Raw genomic sequence first — 19,753 nt, 5'->3', positions numbered from 1 at the left:
TTAAAGTTTTAAAAACATTTATATAAGATAAAATCATATATCTTTATCCACTCATTATGAATTACTATATATTTAGTATAATCATATTTTAGTATAAAATTTTCGTAATGAGAACCAAGAGGTGGAAAAATTTCGATAAAAAATAAAACTTTGTTTATATCTATTGTGTTGATGATGTTCCTTTTAGTAGGGGCTGTTAGCGCAGCAGATTTAAATAACGTTTCAAGTACAGAAGATTCAAATTTAGCAACTGATAATGCAGATCCATTATCTGTAGAAAATAAATTAGAAATTTCTAGCGAGGATTCTATCTCAGAGACTAATATAGTTAATTCTCATGATGATGATTTGAATAATTGTCTTGATAAGGATGCTTCAGAAAGCTCTTATGAGGATGATTACGGAGAAGTTCAAACTTCCAACGATGACGTGACAACTGATGAGACTCCTGATGCATCTGACGATGGGGATGTTTTGTCCGTTTCAATTGATGATAAGCTATCTGCCAGCTCTGCCAAGAAATCTTCAAAGCTGACTGTAGATGACACTCACTATGGTAAGTCAGCTACCTATTTCAAAGTGACTTTGAAAGATAAAGACGGTAAAGCTATTGGCAATCAGAAAATTTCATTGATAATCAAAGGAAAAACTTACTCAGCCATAAGCAATAAGAACGGAATCGCTTCAATTAAAACCGCTGCTTTTGCAGTGGGATCTTATAGTGCTGTAGTAAGGTATGCTGGTAGTTCAAAATATTCAGCTTCTTCCATTTCAAAGAAAGTTAAGGTTTTATCATCCGTTAGTGGGAGTGATATTACTAAATACTATGGACCAGTTTCCGAGTATTCAGTAACATTTTGGAAAAATTATAATGCATTAGCAAAAACAAAAGTTTCATTTAAAGTCAATGGTGTAACTTATACAAAGACTACTGATGAAAATGGGGTTGCAACATTACCTGTTAATCTGGCCCCTGGAAAATATGTAATTACCACAACAAATCCTTATTCTAAGGAATCCCTGTCTAATAATTACATTTCTAAGAAAGACAGTACTACTCTTAAACACGGTTCAACTAGCACATATATTGTTCCAAATAAGAAATACTCTTTTTCTGTAACTTTAAAATCAAAACACAATGTTTTGATTGAAGATAAGAAAATAGTATTTAAATATAACAATAAACAAGTGTCTACTAAAACTGATTCGAATGGGGTAGCTACCATAACTATCCCTGCTCTTTCTAAGGGCACTTATTCAATTAGTTACAGCTATACCGGTGATGATTTCTACTCCGGTTCTTCAGAATCAGGAAAACTATATGTGAAGACTCCAACTTTCAAGCTCACATCTTCAAAATTGAAGATGCAGTATAAGGACGGGTCCAAATTTGCCGTTAAACTAAAGAATAACAAAAAGGCTTTAAAAAATAAAAACGTGAAATTCACATTAAATGGAAAAAATTATACCTCAAAGACTAATTCAAAAGGTATAGCATACTTGAGTGTCGGTAATTTAAAACCTGGCACATACACTGTTAAATATCAGTATTCAACTAAGAATTCCTATAGTTATTGTAGTGGATCAAATAAGATTGTCATTTCTAAACAAACTGCAAAATTATCCGCAGGGAATTTAGTCATGAATTATAACGACGGTTCTGTTTATAAGGTAACTCTAAAAGACAAATCCGGAAAACTTCTTAAAAATGTTGATGTGAAATTTACAATAAATGGGAAAACCTATACTCACAAAACAGATTCAAAAGGTGTAGCTAAACAAAAAATTGGTCTTGATATTGGGTATTATTCTATTAAAACTGCAATTTCAAGTGATTATTATAAAGCTAGTGCTGTATCCAAGCATGTTTCTATTAAAGGAACAAAATTCGTCGGTAATGATGTCTATGTCGCACCAGGAAAAAGTGTATCTTATTCAGTAAAATTATTGAATTATAAGAACAAACCGATTAAAAACGTTAAAGTTTCATTTACTGTAGACGGTAAAAAATACACAGGAACTACAAATTCAAAAGGTGTTGCTAAAATCAAGTTAGGTGTGCTGTCTAATGGAACCCATAAAGTTAAATATTCTCAAGGGTCCTATTCCGGTTCATCTAAAGTATGTGTAGTTAATAAGGTTACTATTAAACAGATTATAGCATCATCTGTTAATGTGAAAAAGTACATAGAAAAGAACCATAAATTACCTTCAACTGTTAAAATTGGTGATATTACTTATTCAACTGCTCAGTATATGTATTTTGCTTCTAAAGCTATAAAAAATCTAAAATCTGGCAGTACAGCAAGCATTACTGTTAAAAACATTAAGAATCCAAGTAATCCTTCATCAACTTATAGTGCAGGTAACTTAAAAAATTATCTTGCTGTTGCAAAAAGCATTATCAAGACTGCAGATTCAAAAGGCAAAATGCCTAATTCTGTAAGTTCTTCTATCGGAACTATTGGTTATAAAAGTTCTGTATATGCGTTTTCACGTGTCATTGCATTCTATGGGGATAATCATAGGATGCCGTCATATGTAAAAATCAAATCAATTAGTAGCACTAGTTCTTCAACTTCACTAAATACCAAAAATAATATTGAGGACTTGACTGCATATTTGGCAGCATCCACTAATTGTCAAGTGAACAATACAAAAATAAAAGCCTTAGTCACTAAATTAACTAAAGGTTTAAAAACAGATAAGGCAAAAGCAACTGCAATATTTAACTATGTACGGGACACTGTCTCCTATAGTTTCTATTATAACACAAAACATGGTGCTGTTGGCACATTGAATGCCAAATCCGGTAATTGTGTTGATCATTCACATTTGCTTGTGGCCATGTATAGGACCGCGGGGCTTGCATCCAGATATGCTCACGGAACATGTACTTTCTCAAGCGGAGGAACATATGGCCATGTATGGTCTCAAGTATTGATTGGCGATACTTGGACTGTAAGTGATGCGACAAGTTCCAGAAACTCGTTAGGAAAAGTAGTTAATTGGAATACAAAGTCTTATAAGTTTGACGGATATTACTCAAGTATTTCCTTCTAATTAACTATTTTTATTTTTTTTTTTTTAATATTAATATTATTTTTTTTGATTCCCTTTTTTTTAATAGCTAACAATTTATAATAGTTTTAATAAATATTGTATTAGCAAATTATTGGGACAATATTATGAATTTTAAGAAATATGACAAAGTGGCTGTTGGAGGCACTTTTGATAAGTTCCATGATGGACATAAAAAATTGTTATCAACCGCTTTTGAAATTGGTAATGTAATTGAAATCGGCGTGACTTCTGATGAATTTGGCGGTTTAAAGGGAGATATTGATTCTTGTGAGGAACGAATGAATAATCTCAAGTCTTTTTTTTCAGATAAATCTAATTTTGTTGTTATTCCATTGAATGATGCTTATGGAACCACTATTTATGATGATGATTTTGATGCCATCGTTGTTAGTGAAGAAACCGAGCCAACTGCAGTTGAAATTAATGAGATTAGAGTTTCTAAAGGTATGAAACCTCTTGACATTGTAGTTGTAAGTTATGTGCTTGCATATGACGGCACCCCTATATCTTCAACACGCATCAGGCGTGGCGAGATTAATCAAAATGGAGATGTCATTAAAAAATAGTCGGTTAACAAGTGTTGTCATTCGAATTCATTATTATAAAAACTCTTAATGGGAAAATAGAGATTCGCTCCCTATTTTCATATTTTGTTTATTAAAAAATTTCTTTCTGTTTTTAGCAAAGTTTTGATATTGCTTTGTGTTTTATTGGTTATATTTGAAATATAACTTCCTACGAGAAGCACCACTACAATCAATCCTCCAACAATCAGAATTAATTCAGCACTTCCCTGTCCGTTGTTATCTAGTCTTTTTCTAAACATGGGTTCTGTTGTCGAGTATTGTGTTCCTGACATCTATTATGTCATCTTTTGCTTTTAGACTGACGTCGCTTGTTTCCATATATGACCTATATATTGTTAAAGCTAATAAAGCGATAACCAATACTCCACCGAAGAGCAAGATGTACTCTGCGGCCCCTTGTCCTGAATTTTCATTGATAAATTTCTTCATGGATTTCATATTTTTTCACCATTATTTAATTTAATTTTTTACTATATTAATATTACTATTTTCTATAAAAGTAATACTTTTTTTAGTTTTTCATTTAATTTTCGTGTTTTTTTCCATTAGGTTTATAAATGGTGAGTTAAATATAATATAATAGTTAAAAATAGAGTGATTAATAAATGATAAGGGTGAAATCGTGGGAAATACAATAAAATTAGTTTCAGGTTTTATTTTATTTGTAATTGGTATTCTCATAGCATATGAGACAAGTGTATATAACTTACTAGATATTTTATTAGTAGTTGGTTTAATCATTTCAATCGTTGGAGTGATAATGATTATTAGTTATTTTGTTGATTCTAATGCAGATAGAACAACAAACATGATTAAAGAATTTTTAGAATCTAAAGAATTTAATTCTCCATCATTCAATGGACTTGAAAAGAAATCCAGTAATAATAGTAGTGGACCTTTAAAAATTCGCAATGATTATAATGACTATGATGATTTGGATTATGATGAATTAATCATTGAGGAATATCCGGAAGCTACAACAAATGAATATTTTGAGGAATCTCTTGAAGATAATCCTAAAGCTGTTTTAAATGTAATGCCTATAGAAGAAAGGGATTTGGATCTTGATAAGAAATTGGTTTTCACACCTAATTATGGAAAACCATTAAAAGTTACTAGAGTTCCTAGAAAACGCCAAAGTGATTACTTGGATGATGAAATTCCTCCATTTGTAGTTGAAAACGATAAATCTAATGAGATTCAACGTGCATTAATGGAGGAGCCAATTGTTGTTGAAGAAACTGTCAGTACTCCTGAGCTAATCGCTCCTGAAGTGCCTGAAAGGGATATCGAAATAGATATCAATCATCCTGAAAGATTGCCTGTTCCAAAATCTCTTAACAGTTATGTGATATGTGAAGGTGGACTAATAACTTCACAGGAAGCTTTTGATCAGTTAGCAAATCATGTTAGTAAAGAAATCATGCTGGAAATTCCTTCTTTAAATGATTTGTCAGACAGATTTTTATCTCATGTTCCTTCAATATACTCTAGAGTAATCATCGATGAATTTGATGTTTCAGACATGTCCTACATGTTTTTGATTTCTTCTCTTTTAAAACAAGGAGTTCATATTAAGACAGTTCCTAAAGTCCACACAGTCAATTTGATAACTGATGATTCTCACGCCATGATTATATCTGAAGGTCAAAATGAAGTGGAATATGGTGCAGTATATGAAGATAGGAATTCCATTTCAAATATCAGGGCAGATTTCGAAAAAACTTGGAATCTTGCTTCCACTTTAGATGAAAAAATTCTTGGCTCCGTTGGGGGAACCGCTTAATGGAAATTAGATGGTTAGGTCATTCAGCATTTGAGATTATCAGTGATGATAATGTTAGGATATTAATTGATCCATTTATTAGCAACAATCCTGCTTGCCAAGTACCTGTTGAAGATTTAAATCCGGATATAATTCTAATAACTCATGGGCATTCTGATCATTTTGGGGATGCTTTAGAAATATCAAACAGTACTAATGCTCCTATTGCATGTATTCACGAGATTTCACTCTTTTTAGCTAAACAAGGAATTAGGAACATTAGTGTTAATCTTGGAGGATCATTTATATTTAGAAACATTAAATTCACTATGCTTGAGGCTAAACATTCTTCTGATATTGATATGGTTGAGGAAACGGTCCCTGGAGGAACTGCCGCAAGCTTTTTAATAACATTTGAAGATGGAACTAAAATATACCACTGTGGCGATACAGGGTTGTTTGGTGACATGAAAGATATTATTGGTTCAATATATAAACCAGATGTTGTAATGGTTCCTATTGGTGATAAATTTACCATGGGTCCTTTTGAAGCTGCTTTAGGTACAATGTGGATGAATCCAAAAGTAGTTATTCCAATGCATTACAATACTTTCCCTCCTATAGAACAGGATCCTGTAATTTTTGCTAATTTTGTAAGTCAGTTCAACCCTAATATTGATGTAGTGGTTATGAATCCTGATGAATATTTTGAATTTAATCCTGAAGATTATCAGGATTAATATTTTTCATATTTTTTTCTCTGATGATAGTCTTCATCAATGTCGCATTTTCCGGAAGGCAGCACTCTTATGATATCATCGAGTGTTAACAGGTCATCTTCATTGATTTTGTGCAATATTTTTTTAGCTATAGCTTCTTTTTTTGTAAAACCAGGTTTTAAAACAACATAATTATCGCAATGCGCTTCCACTGCTTCTATTGGGCCTGCCATAATTCTTTTTCCTTCGTAATCTACAATTCCTACTGCAAGTTTTACTCTTGCGCCACGTATGTAATTGCGATGTCCTCTTATGACAAATGACCCTTTTGCTAAAAATTCTCCCGCTTCAGGTGTTTTTGAGACTTGGTCCGGATGGACCCAAAATACGTCTTGGGTTGTGAAGCCCATTGACCAAGCAGATGAAAATGATGCTGCAAACTCCCCGGATTCTTTAAGGAGATTGTCATTTAATTCGGTGCCGTTTAGTTTTATTGCAGTTGAACTTGCACCATGTATGTCAGCGTGTAGATAAATATCATTAGGGTCCAGATATTTCTTAACAATATCCTCATTGCTGTTTGCGTCTCTTCCGCCAACAACCAGCACGTCATCTGAACTGATAAACCATCTCAATTTCTCATACCATTTAAGATTCTTTTTAACTCTTTTTCTAGGTACGGAGACATGTTCCATAGCGATTTCCTTTTTAGATTTGATATCCTCTAGCTGCTTTTTGGTATTTTCAATAGCAATCAATGCTCCTTTTGTTTTTCTTTTAGCCTTCTTGGCCTTTTCGTAGTATGTCTCGGCATTTTCGGGAATGGTCAGTTTAGGGTCAATAACTAATTTTGTATCGTCAATGTCTAATGTTAAAACTCCCATCTTATCGATTGATTCATAGATCTGCGCTTCAGCCATCCCTTCTTTTTTAGCTTTTTTTAGGATTTTTCCAATTTCGCTATAAGAGTAGTCTTTACCTCTTGCTGAGTTTACAACATTTATGATGTTTTCTATTGTCGGGTAATTAGAATAGATAACCTCGCCCTTATGTTGGCTATCTTCAATTGTTCTTGCAAAATTATCAAGGGTTTCTTGTTGTAGCTTTAATCTTTTTTCAAACTTGTTTACTTTTTTATTCCAGGCCGCTTCTTTGACATCTTTAATGGTCGTGTTTACTTTTTTTGAATAGAATTCATCACAGGCCTCATTAAAATTGGTGAAATATGTCTTTTCGAATTCCTGATATTTGACAAGGTCTAAAGGAATGACATCCTCTTTTGAGTCTTTTTTTACAATTTGAGGTTTAATTTCTCCGTTTTTTAGGTTATCAAATAATTCTTTAAGGGCCTTGTATATTTCAGAAATCTGTTCATCACTTAATTCATTTGTAGGTGTATTCTTGTCCACTTCCACCTTTTCATTGGCTCTTTCAATTATCTCTTCAGCATATAGGCTTCCAAGCCCGTTCATTGCAAGGGTTCTCACAACGTCGCTGTCTGCATTCTCAAATACTTCTTTCAGTTCCCCTTCAGTCACGGTAATTGGATTTATTCCTCGCTCTTCAGGAAATGCATATTCCCTTTTGGAGCTTATGTCTCTGGAACTTAATTGTTTTCTTTTAAGAGGCAAAATGATGTTATTTTCATCATCTAGAAGAATTATGTTTCCTTTGTCAAATAGTTCAACGATGATTGTATAGTATTGATCTTTTTTGACCCTGATTTCAACTACGCGGTCAAAATTGTGTTGTTTTATGCTTTCAACGTGAGCTCCCTTAACTCTTTTTCTTAAAAGCATAGGAAATGTCGGTGGTGTAGTAGGATTTTCAAGGGGATATTGGCTTGTATGTATCCTGAAGCCGCATTGCATCACTAAATCAACTCTACCTGTTCCCGGAACATGAAATCTCATTACTACAATATCCTTTGTAGGCTGAAAGGATTTGTCAACTCTGGCGCCTTTTAATAAATTGTTCAGTTCATCACTTATTGTATAAATGTCTACATTGGACATGGATTTCATATTTACCACCTTTTTTTATCAATACCTTAATATATTATAACTCACTAAAATTATATTAATCTATTTAATTTCATGGAGGTTATCAATGGACACAACTATTAAAGTTACAACTATTCATATTGTTGCAGCTCTTTTTGCAGCATTACTTTCAACCGGCTTGACTCTTGGTTGGTTTGGATTTAAAAATGAAATATTTGCATTCTTTATTGCATTAATTATATTATATTTCGTCGGCCAATTTTCACAAAAAATTGCTGGTGATGAAATTTCTGGATTTTCCCAATGGTTATGGGATGGAATTGCCCCATTCTACTTTACTTGGGTTATTGCATACACATTATTTGTGATGTATCTATAACCCTCCAAAGAATAACCATACAAACACGATTAATAATGCGGTTATCAATAAAACTGGAGCTATGATTTTACTAACGGCCACAACGGAACTGATTGTTGAAATTAGTTCTGTTGAATTGTTTGGTCCGAAAGTATTCAGATTCTTGATTTTTTCGGTTCCAGTTCCAACTTCTACTTTTTCTAAATCAAGTATTGCTTCCTGAATACTTAATCTAACGTATTTTATAATTTCTGGCCTTTTAACAATACCGACAGGATTATATCCTCTGGAAATTGTATTGACAGTATGTGTATCAGTTGTCATAACTTCGATTTCATCTATTCCTAAGTCGCTCACGGAATCAATTATTTCCTGTCTAAACCCAATTTCCATATTATTGGAGTCAAAGAGAACATATGCTGTTCTTTGATTATCCACTTCAATGACCATTGTTTTAATGCCGCTTTCACCAATGCCGTCCTGCTTACCTAATGAACTCATTGTATCTTCATAACATCCAACTTTAATTTCGTATTTGTTCTGGTCGGAATCAATGTTATCTATAACGTCAATCAATTGGAATACTTCCGCATTTCCAGGCAATACTTCTCCGCTTTCGGGGGTGAATGAATTATGGCAATCAACAATTACGGAATCTTCAACATTGCAGTGATTTCTACTTTGGGCCATCATTGTAAGTCCAACGCCAAATTCAATGTCATCCGCCGCTTCAGGAGCAAATGTAGATAATATTACCATTCCTTTGTTAAAGAACTGAACACCAATATTTGCTTTTTCAGATGAGTATCTTACAAATTTACTTGCATCTGGTGAATATTCTACTTTTTCCAATCCTTTTTTAACGGAATTTTCAACTTTATCTATCTCAGATACTGCAATTGGATTGAAATCGTGTGTTGAAGGACCATGAGCCACCATTGTGAAATGGTCAAATTTATTTGCCAATAATGTTGGCATGTTGGACCCGCCCAAATCACCAAGAGGACCGGGATGAACAGATGGGGATATGAATAGTGCTTTAATGCCGTTTTCAGTTTTGAAGCTAACAAAAGTAACGATTGTTTCAATCGCTTCACCCATATTCTCAAACAATCCTTCAAGTGAATTTGATCCTTCGTTCATGTGAGCAATAAATAGGCTTAATAAATCCAAAGCACCGATTCCTAAATTTTTCTTGAATGGTGATGCAATCATGGTTATAAATGCATAAATCGCCATTACGAAAATTATTGCAGCAACTAGGGCTTTAATTGTAATCTGCAATATTGCAGGTCCGATAAAACTGGTATCAACAAACAAAAAGGTAATCGAAGTATACATTGCTAAAATAAGTGCAGGTTGAATAAGTCCGGTAATCGCAGCTATTGAAAACCTCACTTTGGAGGTTGTCCAGAAAACCAGGGTATTGAATCCATAAATCAATACGCATCCGAACAACATTGAGTTCATAAAGATGTCTGCATTGAAAATCTGTGAAATTATTCCGCCTATTATAATCACTATGCCCAGTATAGTCATTGAGATTGTAGATAGGAACATGGAATGCTTGATCTTCAAGTTTATTCCATGAAGCACGCTTATTACCTGTTGGTTCAGGGCACCGCTCATTATTGAGGTTATTCCAAAAACAGTTAAACCAAACAATCCTCCAGTAATGAAATCACTGAGAATCCCTACGTTGGGAACTAAATCAATCAGATAATAGATTCCTCCAGTTAAGAAACTTATAACCATCATTCCAATAATTGAATATTCGGTTTTCGGCAGGGTAGTAATGTATTTTGATAATCCTGCAACGCTGCTCATACTTGACATGATTTTCCTCGTTATTATTTTTAGCCATTAACTTTATTAAATCTAAAAATTTTATATAGATATAGTTATATTTTTTTAATAAATATTTGTTTCTAATAAGGTGTATGAATGGAAAGAAAATTGAATGTTCCAATAAAAGATGAAAATTTAGATGAATTGAATGCAGGTGATGTAGTCTACTTGACAGGCAATATCTTAACTGCCAGGGACCAAGCTCACAAAAGACTTCTTGAACAGGGTGCGCCTCTTGATATTTCAGGTGCTGTTCTTTTCCATGCAGGACCGATCATAGCCGAGAAGGATGGAAGTTATGAAATGGTAGCTATCGGACCTACCACTTCAATGAGAATGAATCCATATCAAAGTGATGTTTTAGATATGGGACCTAAAATTGTCATCGGTAAAGGTGGAATGGATGACACTGTTCGTGAAGCGTTAATTAGAAATGATGCGATTTATGTGGTCGCTACTGGTGGATGTGCCGCATTATATGTCGATGCAGTTGAAGAGATTGAAAGTGTAGATTGGTTAGACCTTGGAATGCCTGAAGCAATGTGGAATCTAAAAGTTAAGGATTTTGGTCCGCTTATTGTTGCTATGGATAGTAAAGGCAATAGTTTGTATGATTAATGTCTGCATTAAAAAGGAATACTTATATATAAATTAATTTCATAGTATATTTTAACTTTATATTTATTATTTGATTAATGAGGATGTGTTTATTATGGCTGATATTAATGAACTCGCAGAAAAAAAATTGAAATCAAGAATGACAAAAATCAGAAAATGCAATAGGGAACCTGATGAAAAAGAAAAGTTCTCTCAAAAAATTGGTACTACTTTTAGAATTGAATTCCATAACAAAAATCCTGAAAAACTACTTGATGAAATAAGTGTCATCACCAATCCTGAAGGTAAAGTTTTATTTGCGGAATATACCTATATTATTCCCGAAACTGAAGAATATACCTCTATGGATCTTGATGAAAAACAATTGAAAGCAATTGTCGAATTCTTTGAAGATTATAAATTAGCATTAGATGACTCTGATTAGATGATAGTTGATAGTTCTTTAGATGAAGTCAAAAAAAGAGAAAATGCTCTTTCAATTATTAAAGGCATTGTTGAAAATAAGGGAAGAAATGAATTATTTGATTTAACTGGATTATCTGGTGGATTCATTGCATCTTCATCTGAAATTAGTCTTTTAGAAACATATGTGGGTCCTGCTATTTTTGAAGATGACCTTCAGGAAGTTGGAAAGGAGCATTTGGGTGGTGAAAAAGTCCTCCCTTTAAACAGGACTTCTTCAGGCATATTGGCCACAATCCTGACTTTGGTTAGCGAAGATTCAAATGTGGTGCACTATCTAGCCGAGTTACCCGCTCATCCATCAATTCCCAGAAGCTGCAAATTAGTCGGTGCCAATTATTCGGAAACTGATAATTTCGATGAGTTTTCAATACCTGAAAATACTTCACTGGTTGTCGTCACAGGTTCTACAATGGACCATAAGGTGATTGATGAAGACGAGTTTAGGAAAGTCATTGAGATGGCTCATGAAAAGGACATTCCGGTCATGGTGGACGATGCTTCCGGGGCACGACTTAGGACAGTGGTCTTCAACCAGCCAAAAGCTTGTGACTTAGGAGCAGATATTGCAATAACCAGTACAGATAAATTAATGCCCGGCCCTAGAGGAGGACTTATGGCCGGCCGTGAAGAGTTAATTGATAAAATCAAGGTAAAGGTTAATCAATTCGGTCTTGAGGCCCAACCGCCAGCCGTTCTTGCAATGTTGAATGGAATTAAGAATTTTAATGAGGATAATTTAATCAAAAGTTTTACCAGAAAAGATGAGTTGTTTGATTTATTAAGTGAAGAATTTAATAATTTCAAAAAAACACCTACAGGAGTAATGATTTCACCTGAAGACTTAAATGATGAAATTAAGGTTTCTCATAATTTATCCGCTAAAGATGTGGCGTTTGTTTTTTCATTTATATTATTAAAAGATTATGGAATTATTACAATTCCTCCTGTCTCTATGCCAGGGGCATCTGCTACAATAAGATTTGATTTGTCTACAAGCGATGCATTCAATTTAGATTTAAACGATTTGGATAAAAAAATAGAATCTTCATTTGATAAATTACAGGAAGTAATCACAAATGAAGAAAAATGTAGGGAGATTGTATTTAATTTTTAATTATGCATTCTCCAGAAATTACTTTTGTTAAGGTTCCGTCAATCTTTTCGACAACTAATGCTCCTTCTTTACTAATGCCCACTACATAGGCATCATAGTATTTGTTGAAAGGTTCTCTGACTTCCACTATTTTCCCGATGGAATATGATCGTTTTCTCCATTCTTTTAGGATAGCTTCATATCCTTCATGGTCAAACAGTTCGCTGATTTCTTCAAATTCTTCCAAGAACATTTTAATTAAAAGATTTTCACTTCCTTTCCTTCCAAGCTCTTTTTCAAGTGTTGTTGTACCTGCTTTCAATTCTTCAGGGAACTGGTCAATGTCCAAGTTTGCATCAATACCCACTCCAATAATAACATTTTCAATGGTATTGAATTTGGTTACTGCTTCAGTCAATATTCCGCAGACCTTTTTGCCATTTATCATTATGTCATTTGGCCATTTGATTTCCGGATTTTCAACACCGATTTTTTCAAGTGTTTTTGCAACTGCAACACCTGTTGCTAGTGTAATGAGAGGAAGTTTTGAGTGGTCGACATGAGGATTCAACACAATTGATAACCATACGCCACCTATCGGGGATTCCCATCCCTTTCCAGATCTGCCTCTTGCGGCGGTTTGCTTTTCAGATATGATTACGCTGCCGTCTTCAACATCATTCATTGACAAGAATTTTGCTACTGTGTTTGTGGAACTTACTTCTTTGAAGACATATAAAGTTTTTCCAATATATTGGGTATTTAAATCCTGTGAAATCTCCAAAGCGTTGATGTATGATGTTTCTTGCATTCCGAGTTCCTTAACAAAATTTGCAAAATCATTAATTTCCATTTGTTGTATCTCATCAATTGCTTCATCTGAAAGTTTTCCTTCTTTTTTTAACAGTCTAATAATTTCTTCTTTCATTTAAAAATCCCCAAGTCTATTTCTTCTGCATGTGTTTATGTTTAGCCATGTTCTGATAAGATCCAACAGCAGCAGAAATGGCAGCTATCTTTTTACCTGGCATAAATGTTGATTTGAGTCTGTTTACATATTCCATATCCTCTTCTATGACATTTTGCATTTCAGCTTCAATACCTTTTTTATAGGTGTCGATGAAGTGGGTGTTCAAATCACCGGAAATGAAATTAGGATTTCTCATAATTGCTTTATGGAATGGAATTGTTGTTTTGACGCCTAAAATGATGTATTCGCTCAATGCTCTTTTCATTCTGTCAATTGCATCATTTCTATTTCTTCCATAGGTGATTAATTTTGAAATCATAGAATCATAGAATGTTGGAATTGTATAATTCATATATACTCCACTATCTAAACGTACGCCCGGGCCTCCAGGAGACCTGTAACCTGTAATTTTACCAGGATTTGGTGCAAAGTCATTAAGAGGATCCTCTGCATTGATACGGCATTCGATAGCATGTCCCCTTACTTGAATGTCATTTTGCACATAGCTCAATTCATCGCCATTGGCTATTTTGATTTGTTCTTTAATCAAATCGGTGTTTGTAACAAGTTCAGTAATTGGGTGTTCTACTTGAATACGAGTATTCATTTCAAGGAAGTAATATTCTCCGTTATCGTATAGGAATTCAACGGTTCCGGCACTTTTGTATCCGATATATTCCGCAGCTTTAACGGCGCTTCCACCCATTTCTTCCCTTAACTCTTCAGTCATAATCGGAGAAGGCGCTTCCTCTAGAAGCTTTTGATGTCTTCTTTGGATGGAACATTCCCTATCGCCGACATGAATAACATTTCCATGTTCGTCGGCCAAGAGCTGGAATTCAATGTGACGTGGTTTTTCAAGGTATTTTTCAATGAATACTGTTGAGTCTCCAAAGTTGGTTGAAGCGACTGATTGTGTAGATTCAATTGCACGTACAAGTTCATCTTCTTCATAAACTGCACGCATACCAATACCTCCACCACCGGCGGAAGCCTTTACAATTACAGGATAACCGATTTGACGAGCTATTTCTTTTGCTTCTTCAATGTCTGTCACACCTTCAGGTGTTCCTTCAATGACTGGGACTCCTGCTTTTTTCATAAGGGCCTTTGATGTGATTTTGTCTCCCATCTTATTGATTACGTCTCCGCTTGGTCCAATGAGTTTTATTCCATTTTTTTCACATTCTTCTCCGAATTTGGAGTTTTCAGCTAGAAATCCATAACCTGGGTGAATTGCATCAGCACCTGATTCAAGTGCGATGCCTATAATTTTCTCAATATTCAAATAAGATTTAGCAGGGGAAGGATTTCCTAATGGGTAGCTTTCATCTGCATAATTTGTATAAAGAGAAGTACTGTCTGCATCAGAGTAAATGGCCACGCTTTTAATGTCGAGTTCACGACAAGCTCGCATAACTCTTATTGCGATTTCTCCTCTATTTGCAACTAATACTTTTTCAAACATATGAAACCTCAAAGTAATTTTTCATTAATAATATAATTATATAATAAATGATATATTAATTATTTGATTAGATGAAAAAAATTACTCGTAAAAAACATTTAGAAATGAAACTTCAAAATATTCCATCCCATCCAAAACCTAAGGTGGGTCTTGAACAGTACACTACTCCGTCCGTCATCGCATCCGATTTAATATGGAATGCGTTTTCATTGGGTGATATTGAAGATAGGAATATTTTGGATTTGGGTTGCGGCACTGGAATTTTCGCTATCGGATCTGCATTGATGGGTGCAAATTCATCAACCGGTGTAGATGTTGATGAAGATTCCATTAGATTGGCCCGTGAGGTTTCAGGAAAATTAAAGTTGGATAATGTAAAGTTCATTGTCAGCGATATTGATGAATTTGATGAATCGTCAAATGCAGATACCTTATTTCAAAATCCTCCTTTCGGTTCTCAAAGAAAAGCGGATAAGGGCCAAGATTTAAAATTTGTTAAAAAGGCTGTCGAACTTGATACAGATGTCCTATATTCATTTCATATGGCATCAACCGAGGAGTTTTTAATAGATTTCTATGAAGATAATAATTTGGAAATAACCCATATATTCAGATATAAATTCCCAATTCCGAAAATATATGATTTTCACAACAAAGAAAAGCAAATTGTTGATGTAATAGTCATTAGGGCAATTCTATAATCGTTTAATTTTTTAAAAATTTCATTTTTCCACTATTTTTGACCATAAAAACAATACATTTATATAGTGGATAGTCTATATTTTATATTAATATATTCTCTGAGTATAAAAAAGTTGGTAGCATAAAAAAGAAGCTACGGATATTATAATTGATATAATATTTTGTAAATGTGTAAGTCTATTTAGTGATAGCTATGTAAATGTAGGGTAATCTTTATATACTTTATTTTATATAATTTAAGGTAATGTATAAAGATGAGCTATCTATATTTATTCCAAACTCATTTCTTTCTGAGTCTAAAGATCTTAAAATTCGTACTTATAAAGTAGGTATTTTGGGAAGAGCGTTGGCTATTTTTCAAGCAGATAATGTGGTTATTTACAATGATGACCATGTTAAAAACGAAGACGGAGAAATGGACGGGGAATTTATTGCAGAAATTTTGAATTATATGAATACCCCTCAGTACTTGAGGAAAAAGGCATTTCCTATAAGGTCAGAATTGAAGCATGTTGGAATTCTCCCACCACTTAGGACTCCTCATCATCCTGTTAATAATCAACCAGACGTGGGGGATTATAGGCAAGGGTTTACTGTTAAAAGAAATAAGAAAGGAACTTTTGTGGATATAGGTATGGATAAACTTGCATTCTGTAAAGAGCAACTTTCAGTCAAAAGAATTTTTGACTTTAAGATTACTAAGATTGCTAAGAAAGAAGTAATAGTCACACCTGATAAACCAGATGACATTTACTGGGGATATAATGTAATGTCCTCTAATAAGAGTCTTAAAAATAGCTTAAAATTAATTAAACCTGATCTTGTTGTTGAAACTACAAGATATGGAGATTATATTGATTCTATTTTTGATGAATTAAAACCTAAAGTAGATGAATCTAAAAGTATTGCTATTTTATTTGGTGGCCCTTATTCTTCAATTCAAGAAGATGTTTCCAATCCGAATTGGGATTTGGTTAAATTAAATACTATTCCTAATCAGGGTACTGAAACTGTTAGGACTGAAGAGGCTGTTGTCGCTACACTTTCTTTATTTAACTTTATGAGATTTTAATTCTCTTAATTTATTAGTTTTACACTCTAATAGATAACTTGCTCAACTTTTTATACATTGATATTTTTAGGACTCTCCTAAAAATTATCTTAGCGCAGAATGATTTATACATTGGATATATTCTTCATTGTGCTTCAATTGGATTAAACTCGATGGAATATATTGAAATTTAATATTTATCTAGTTATAATTTATATTATAGCTATTTATTAATTCGATGAGGTTATATTTATTATAATTTTATCAAAATTCGTTAATAGTTATTTAATTAGCTATTAATCTAAAAAAAATTAAAATAATTTAAAAAATAAGGAAAAATATTAAGAAGGAGGTTAAATTAAATGGTAAGACATCACCAGCCAAGAAAAGGGTCTGTTGCTTTTAGTCCAAGGAAAAGAGCAGCTAAAGAAACCCCTAGAGTAAAGTCTTGGCCTCAAATTGATGAACCAAAATTACTCGGCCTCGCAGGTTATAAAGTCGGTATGACTCATGCTTTAGTCACTGATACTGATAAAAACTCTCCAACTAATGGTATGGACGTTTTTACTCCAGTTACTGTATTGGAAGTGCCTCCGGTCGTTGTAATGGGAATTAGAGCTTATGAAAAAACTTCTCGTGGATTGAAAGTTATCACCGAAGTTCTTGCAGACAATTTAGATGAAGAACTTTCTAGGAAAATTTCTCTTCCTAAAGAGTACAATAAATCTGAAGCTATTGCAAAAATACAAGGTGCATTAGACAACACAGAAGAAATTAGGGTATTAGTACACACCAATCCAAAAGTAACTAGCGTACCTAAGAAAAAACCAGACATATTTGAATGTGGTATTGGAGGATCCAATCCTGAAGAAAAATTAAATACTGCATTGGAATTATTAGGTAATGAAGTAAAAGCTAGCGAAATCTTCAACGAAGGAGAATTTGTTGATGCAATTGCAACTACAAAAGGAAAAGGATTCCAGGGTGTAGTAAAAAGATGGGGAATTAGAATCCAATACGGTAAAGCTGTTAGAGCAGGTAAAGGTAGACACGTAGGTTCTATCGGACCTTGGACACCTAGAAGAACCATGTGGACTGTAGCTCAAGCAGGTCAAATGGGATACCACAAAAGGACTGAATTCAATAAAAGGATTCTAAAAATTGCATCAGCTGATGAAGTTGATCAAATCAACCCAGATGGTGGATTCGTAAAATACGGACTTGTCAAAAACGATTACGTCTTAGTTAAAGGTTCACTTCCAGGACCTTCCAAAAGATTGGTAATCTTAAGACAGCCTATTAGACCTAATAATAAAGCTGAGGATATACCTCAAATTAATTACATAAGTACAAAATCTAAACAAGGGGTATAATCATGAAAGTTAATGTTTATTCTATTAATGGGGAAGTAAAAGAAGAAATTGAACTTCCAGCTATTTTTGATGAAGTTTACAGACCGGATTTAATCAAAAGAGCTGTACTTTCTGCACAATCTGCTAGAGTACAACCATGGGGTAATGACCCTATGGCAGGTAAAAGAACTTCCGCTAAAGGATGGGGTTCAGGCAGAGGAACTGCAAGAGTACCAAGGATTAAAAACGGTTCAAGAGCAGCTTTCGTACCAATGGCAATCGGCGGTAGACAAGCACATCCTACTAGAGCTGAGAAAAATCATCATGAAAAAATCAACATAAAAGAAAGAAGATTTGCTATCAGATCTGCTGTTGCAGCAACTACTGACAAAGAAATTGTTGAAAACAGAGGTCACAAAGTTGCAGATTTAGAACAAGTACCTATCATTGTTGAAGATGAAATCGAAGCTGTAAAAACTGCTAAACAAACTCGTGAAATCTTCCAAAGTTTAGGAGTTTATGATGATGTCATCCGTGCCAAAGAAGGTAAAAGAATAAGAGCTGGTAGAGGTAAAACCAGAGGAAGAAAATACAAAAAAGTAAAAGGACCTCTTGTAGTCGTTGGTGAAGACAAAGGCATCTCTTTAGGTGCTAGAAACCACGCTGGTGTAGATGTCGTTGTTGCTGAAAATTTAAATGCTGAATTATTAGCACCAGGTACTCACCCAGGAAGACTCACTATTTACACTAAATCAGCTGTTGAAAAGTTAGGAGGTTTATTCCAATAATTTGGAAAATAGGTGATTATTATGGATGCTTACTCAATTATTATTAAACCTCATGTTACTGAAAAAACCATGAATCTTATTGATTTAAATAATGAGATTACTTTTGTTGTACGCCGTACTGCTAACAAAGGTCAAATCAAAAGGGCATTTGAAGAGTTATACGGAGAACAAGTAGCAAAAGTCAATACTCATATTACACCTAAAGGTGAAAAAGTAGCATTTATCAAACTTGTTGAAGAAGAAATGGCAGAAGAACTTGCTGTCAGGATAGGAGTATTCTAAGGAGGAATTTGAATGGGAAAACGATTAATTCATCAAAGAAGAGGAAGAGGAACTCCTGCTCACCGTGTTGCTTCTCATCGTTTTAAAGATAAAATTAAATACAGATCTTACGATGCATTAGAAAAAGAAGGAAGTATCAAAGGTAAAGTCATTGATATTGTACATGACCCAGCAAGAACCGCTCCTATTGCAGAAGTAAAATTCGAAAATGGTGAAAAGAAATATATCTTAGCACCTGAAAGCATTCAAGTCGGCGATGAAATTGAATGCGGTATTTCTGCTCCTATTAAATTCGGTAATACATTACCTCTTGCTGAAATTCCTGAAGGTACTCCAATTTACGATATCGAAAACACACCTGGAGACGGTGGTCGTTTTGTAAGATCTTCTGGAACTTATGCTAATGTTGTAACTCATGATGCTAACCAAACTGTTGTTGAATTACCATCAGGGGAATTAAAATACTTGAATCCTAACTGCCGTGCTAGTATCGGTGTTGTAGCTGGTGGAGGTAGAAAAGATAAACCATTCCTTAAAGCTGGTAAAAAATGGCATGCTTATAAAGCTAAAGGTAAGAAATTCATGACTGTAAGAGGAGTA

Annotated in this window: 20 protein-coding genes; 14 read left to right on the top strand and 6 right to left on the bottom strand. The window is 33.9% G+C overall.

The window, feature by feature from the left end:
• Positions 1-174 precede the first annotated feature (174 nt).
• The gene (locus ACJMLD_RS04360; protein WP_405268331.1) at positions 175-3,063 is read left to right on the top strand and encodes a transglutaminase domain-containing protein; all 2,889 of its coding nucleotides are present in this window, start codon (positions 175-177) and stop codon (positions 3,061-3,063) included.
• Positions 3,064-3,188: 125 nt separating this feature from the next.
• Positions 3,189-3,650, top strand: a complete 462-nt coding sequence (locus tag ACJMLD_RS04355) for a phosphopantetheine adenylyltransferase (protein WP_405268329.1) — start codon at positions 3,189-3,191, stop codon at positions 3,648-3,650.
• Between the two features lie 77 nt (positions 3,651-3,727).
• Here ACJMLD_RS04355 and ACJMLD_RS04350 read toward each other — a convergent pair whose 3' ends face one another.
• The gene (locus ACJMLD_RS04350; protein ID WP_405268361.1) at positions 3,728-3,910 is read right to left on the bottom strand and encodes a class III signal peptide-containing protein; all 183 of its coding nucleotides are present in this window, start codon (positions 3,908-3,910) and stop codon (positions 3,728-3,730) included.
• Entirely contained in the window at positions 3,903-4,109 is a 207-nt protein-coding gene (locus ACJMLD_RS04345; RefSeq protein ID WP_405268327.1) for a class III signal peptide-containing protein, read from the bottom strand. The genes ACJMLD_RS04350 and ACJMLD_RS04345 overlap by 8 nt, the downstream gene beginning before the upstream one ends.
• Positions 4,110-4,293: 184 nt before the next feature.
• Between ACJMLD_RS04345 and ACJMLD_RS04340 the strand changes: the two genes are divergently transcribed.
• Entirely contained in the window at positions 4,294-5,457 is a 1,164-nt protein-coding gene (locus ACJMLD_RS04340; RefSeq protein ID WP_405268325.1) for a hypothetical protein, read from the top strand.
• Positions 5,457-6,176 carry a metal-dependent hydrolase gene (locus tag ACJMLD_RS04335; protein WP_405268323.1) on the top strand — a complete coding sequence of 240 codons (720 nt, stop codon included), beginning with the start codon at positions 5,457-5,459 and terminating at the stop codon, positions 6,174-6,176. Before ACJMLD_RS04340 ends, ACJMLD_RS04335 begins: the two co-directional genes overlap by 1 nt.
• Here ACJMLD_RS04335 and rqcH read toward each other — a convergent pair.
• Positions 6,173-8,179, bottom strand: coding sequence for a ribosome rescue protein RqcH (rqcH, locus tag ACJMLD_RS04330; RefSeq protein WP_405268321.1), 2,007 nt, complete (start codon positions 8,177-8,179; stop codon positions 6,173-6,175). The genes ACJMLD_RS04335 and rqcH overlap by 4 nt on opposite strands.
• Positions 8,180-8,264: 85 nt before the next feature.
• Here rqcH and ACJMLD_RS04325 point away from each other — a divergent pair, with 85 nt between their 5' ends.
• On the top strand, positions 8,265-8,537 hold the full coding sequence (locus ACJMLD_RS04325; protein ID WP_405268319.1) for a hypothetical protein: 273 nt from the start codon (positions 8,265-8,267) through the stop codon (positions 8,535-8,537).
• Here ACJMLD_RS04325 and ACJMLD_RS04320 read toward each other — a convergent pair.
• The gene (locus tag ACJMLD_RS04320; protein ID WP_405268318.1) at positions 8,532-10,352 is read right to left on the bottom strand and encodes a DUF2070 family protein; all 1,821 of its coding nucleotides are present in this window, start codon (positions 10,350-10,352) and stop codon (positions 8,532-8,534) included. The genes ACJMLD_RS04325 and ACJMLD_RS04320 overlap by 6 nt on opposite strands.
• A gap of 108 nt (positions 10,353-10,460) precedes the next feature.
• On the opposite strand from ACJMLD_RS04320, the gene ACJMLD_RS04315 reads away from it, so the two are divergent.
• From ACJMLD_RS04315 to ACJMLD_RS04305, 3 genes are all read left to right on the top strand, one after another.
• Entirely contained in the window at positions 10,461-10,982 is a 522-nt protein-coding gene (locus ACJMLD_RS04315) for a FumA C-terminus/TtdB family hydratase beta subunit (protein WP_405268316.1), read from the top strand.
• A gap of 94 nt (positions 10,983-11,076) precedes the next feature.
• Positions 11,077-11,406 carry a hypothetical protein gene (locus ACJMLD_RS04310; protein WP_405268314.1) on the top strand — a complete coding sequence of 110 codons (330 nt, stop codon included), beginning with the start codon at positions 11,077-11,079 and terminating at the stop codon, positions 11,404-11,406.
• Positions 11,407-12,561 (top strand): TIGR03576 family pyridoxal phosphate-dependent enzyme, encoded by a 1,155-nt coding sequence (locus tag ACJMLD_RS04305; RefSeq protein WP_405268312.1) that lies wholly within the window; start codon positions 11,407-11,409, stop codon positions 12,559-12,561. It begins immediately after the preceding gene.
• Here the strand turns inward: ACJMLD_RS04305 and ACJMLD_RS04300 are convergent.
• The gene (locus ACJMLD_RS04300) at positions 12,551-13,468 is read right to left on the bottom strand and encodes a biotin--[acetyl-CoA-carboxylase] ligase (RefSeq protein WP_405268310.1); all 918 of its coding nucleotides are present in this window, start codon (positions 13,466-13,468) and stop codon (positions 12,551-12,553) included. The genes ACJMLD_RS04305 and ACJMLD_RS04300 overlap by 11 nt on opposite strands.
• A gap of 16 nt (positions 13,469-13,484) precedes the next feature.
• The gene (locus ACJMLD_RS04295; protein ID WP_405268308.1) at positions 13,485-14,978 is read right to left on the bottom strand and encodes an acetyl-CoA carboxylase biotin carboxylase subunit; all 1,494 of its coding nucleotides are present in this window, start codon (positions 14,976-14,978) and stop codon (positions 13,485-13,487) included.
• Positions 14,979-15,049: 71 nt separating this feature from the next.
• On the opposite strand from ACJMLD_RS04295, the gene ACJMLD_RS04290 reads away from it, so the two are divergent.
• The 6 genes from ACJMLD_RS04290 to ACJMLD_RS04265 all read left to right on the top strand — a co-directional run.
• Entirely contained in the window at positions 15,050-15,679 is a 630-nt protein-coding gene (locus ACJMLD_RS04290) for an METTL5 family protein (RefSeq protein WP_405268306.1), read from the top strand.
• Positions 15,680-15,924: 245 nt separating this feature from the next.
• Positions 15,925-16,752, top strand: coding sequence for a putative RNA uridine N3 methyltransferase (locus ACJMLD_RS04285; protein WP_405268305.1), 828 nt, complete (start codon positions 15,925-15,927; stop codon positions 16,750-16,752).
• Between the two features lie 341 nt (positions 16,753-17,093).
• The gene (gene rpl3p / locus ACJMLD_RS04280) at positions 17,094-18,104 is read left to right on the top strand and encodes a 50S ribosomal protein L3 (protein ID WP_405268303.1); all 1,011 of its coding nucleotides are present in this window, start codon (positions 17,094-17,096) and stop codon (positions 18,102-18,104) included.
• Between the two features lie 2 nt (positions 18,105-18,106).
• Complete coding sequence (rpl4p, locus tag ACJMLD_RS04275) at positions 18,107-18,871, top strand: 50S ribosomal protein L4 (protein ID WP_405268301.1); 765 nt, start codon at positions 18,107-18,109, stop codon at positions 18,869-18,871.
• A 21-nt stretch (positions 18,872-18,892) separates the two neighbouring features.
• Positions 18,893-19,153, top strand: coding sequence for a 50S ribosomal protein L23 (locus ACJMLD_RS04270; protein ID WP_405268299.1), 261 nt, complete (start codon positions 18,893-18,895; stop codon positions 19,151-19,153).
• A 12-nt stretch (positions 19,154-19,165) separates the two neighbouring features.
• Positions 19,166-19,753: 50S ribosomal protein L2 (locus ACJMLD_RS04265; protein ID WP_405268297.1), on the top strand; the 588-nt coding region annotated here is incomplete at its 3' end.

It is taken from the genome of Methanobrevibacter sp. (assembly GCF_045112895.1).
Taxonomy (GTDB): Archaea; Methanobacteriota; Methanobacteria; order Methanobacteriales; family Methanobacteriaceae; genus Methanocatella.
Note: the sequence above shows the minus strand (reverse complement) of the source record. Positions and strands in the feature narration are given on the sequence as shown.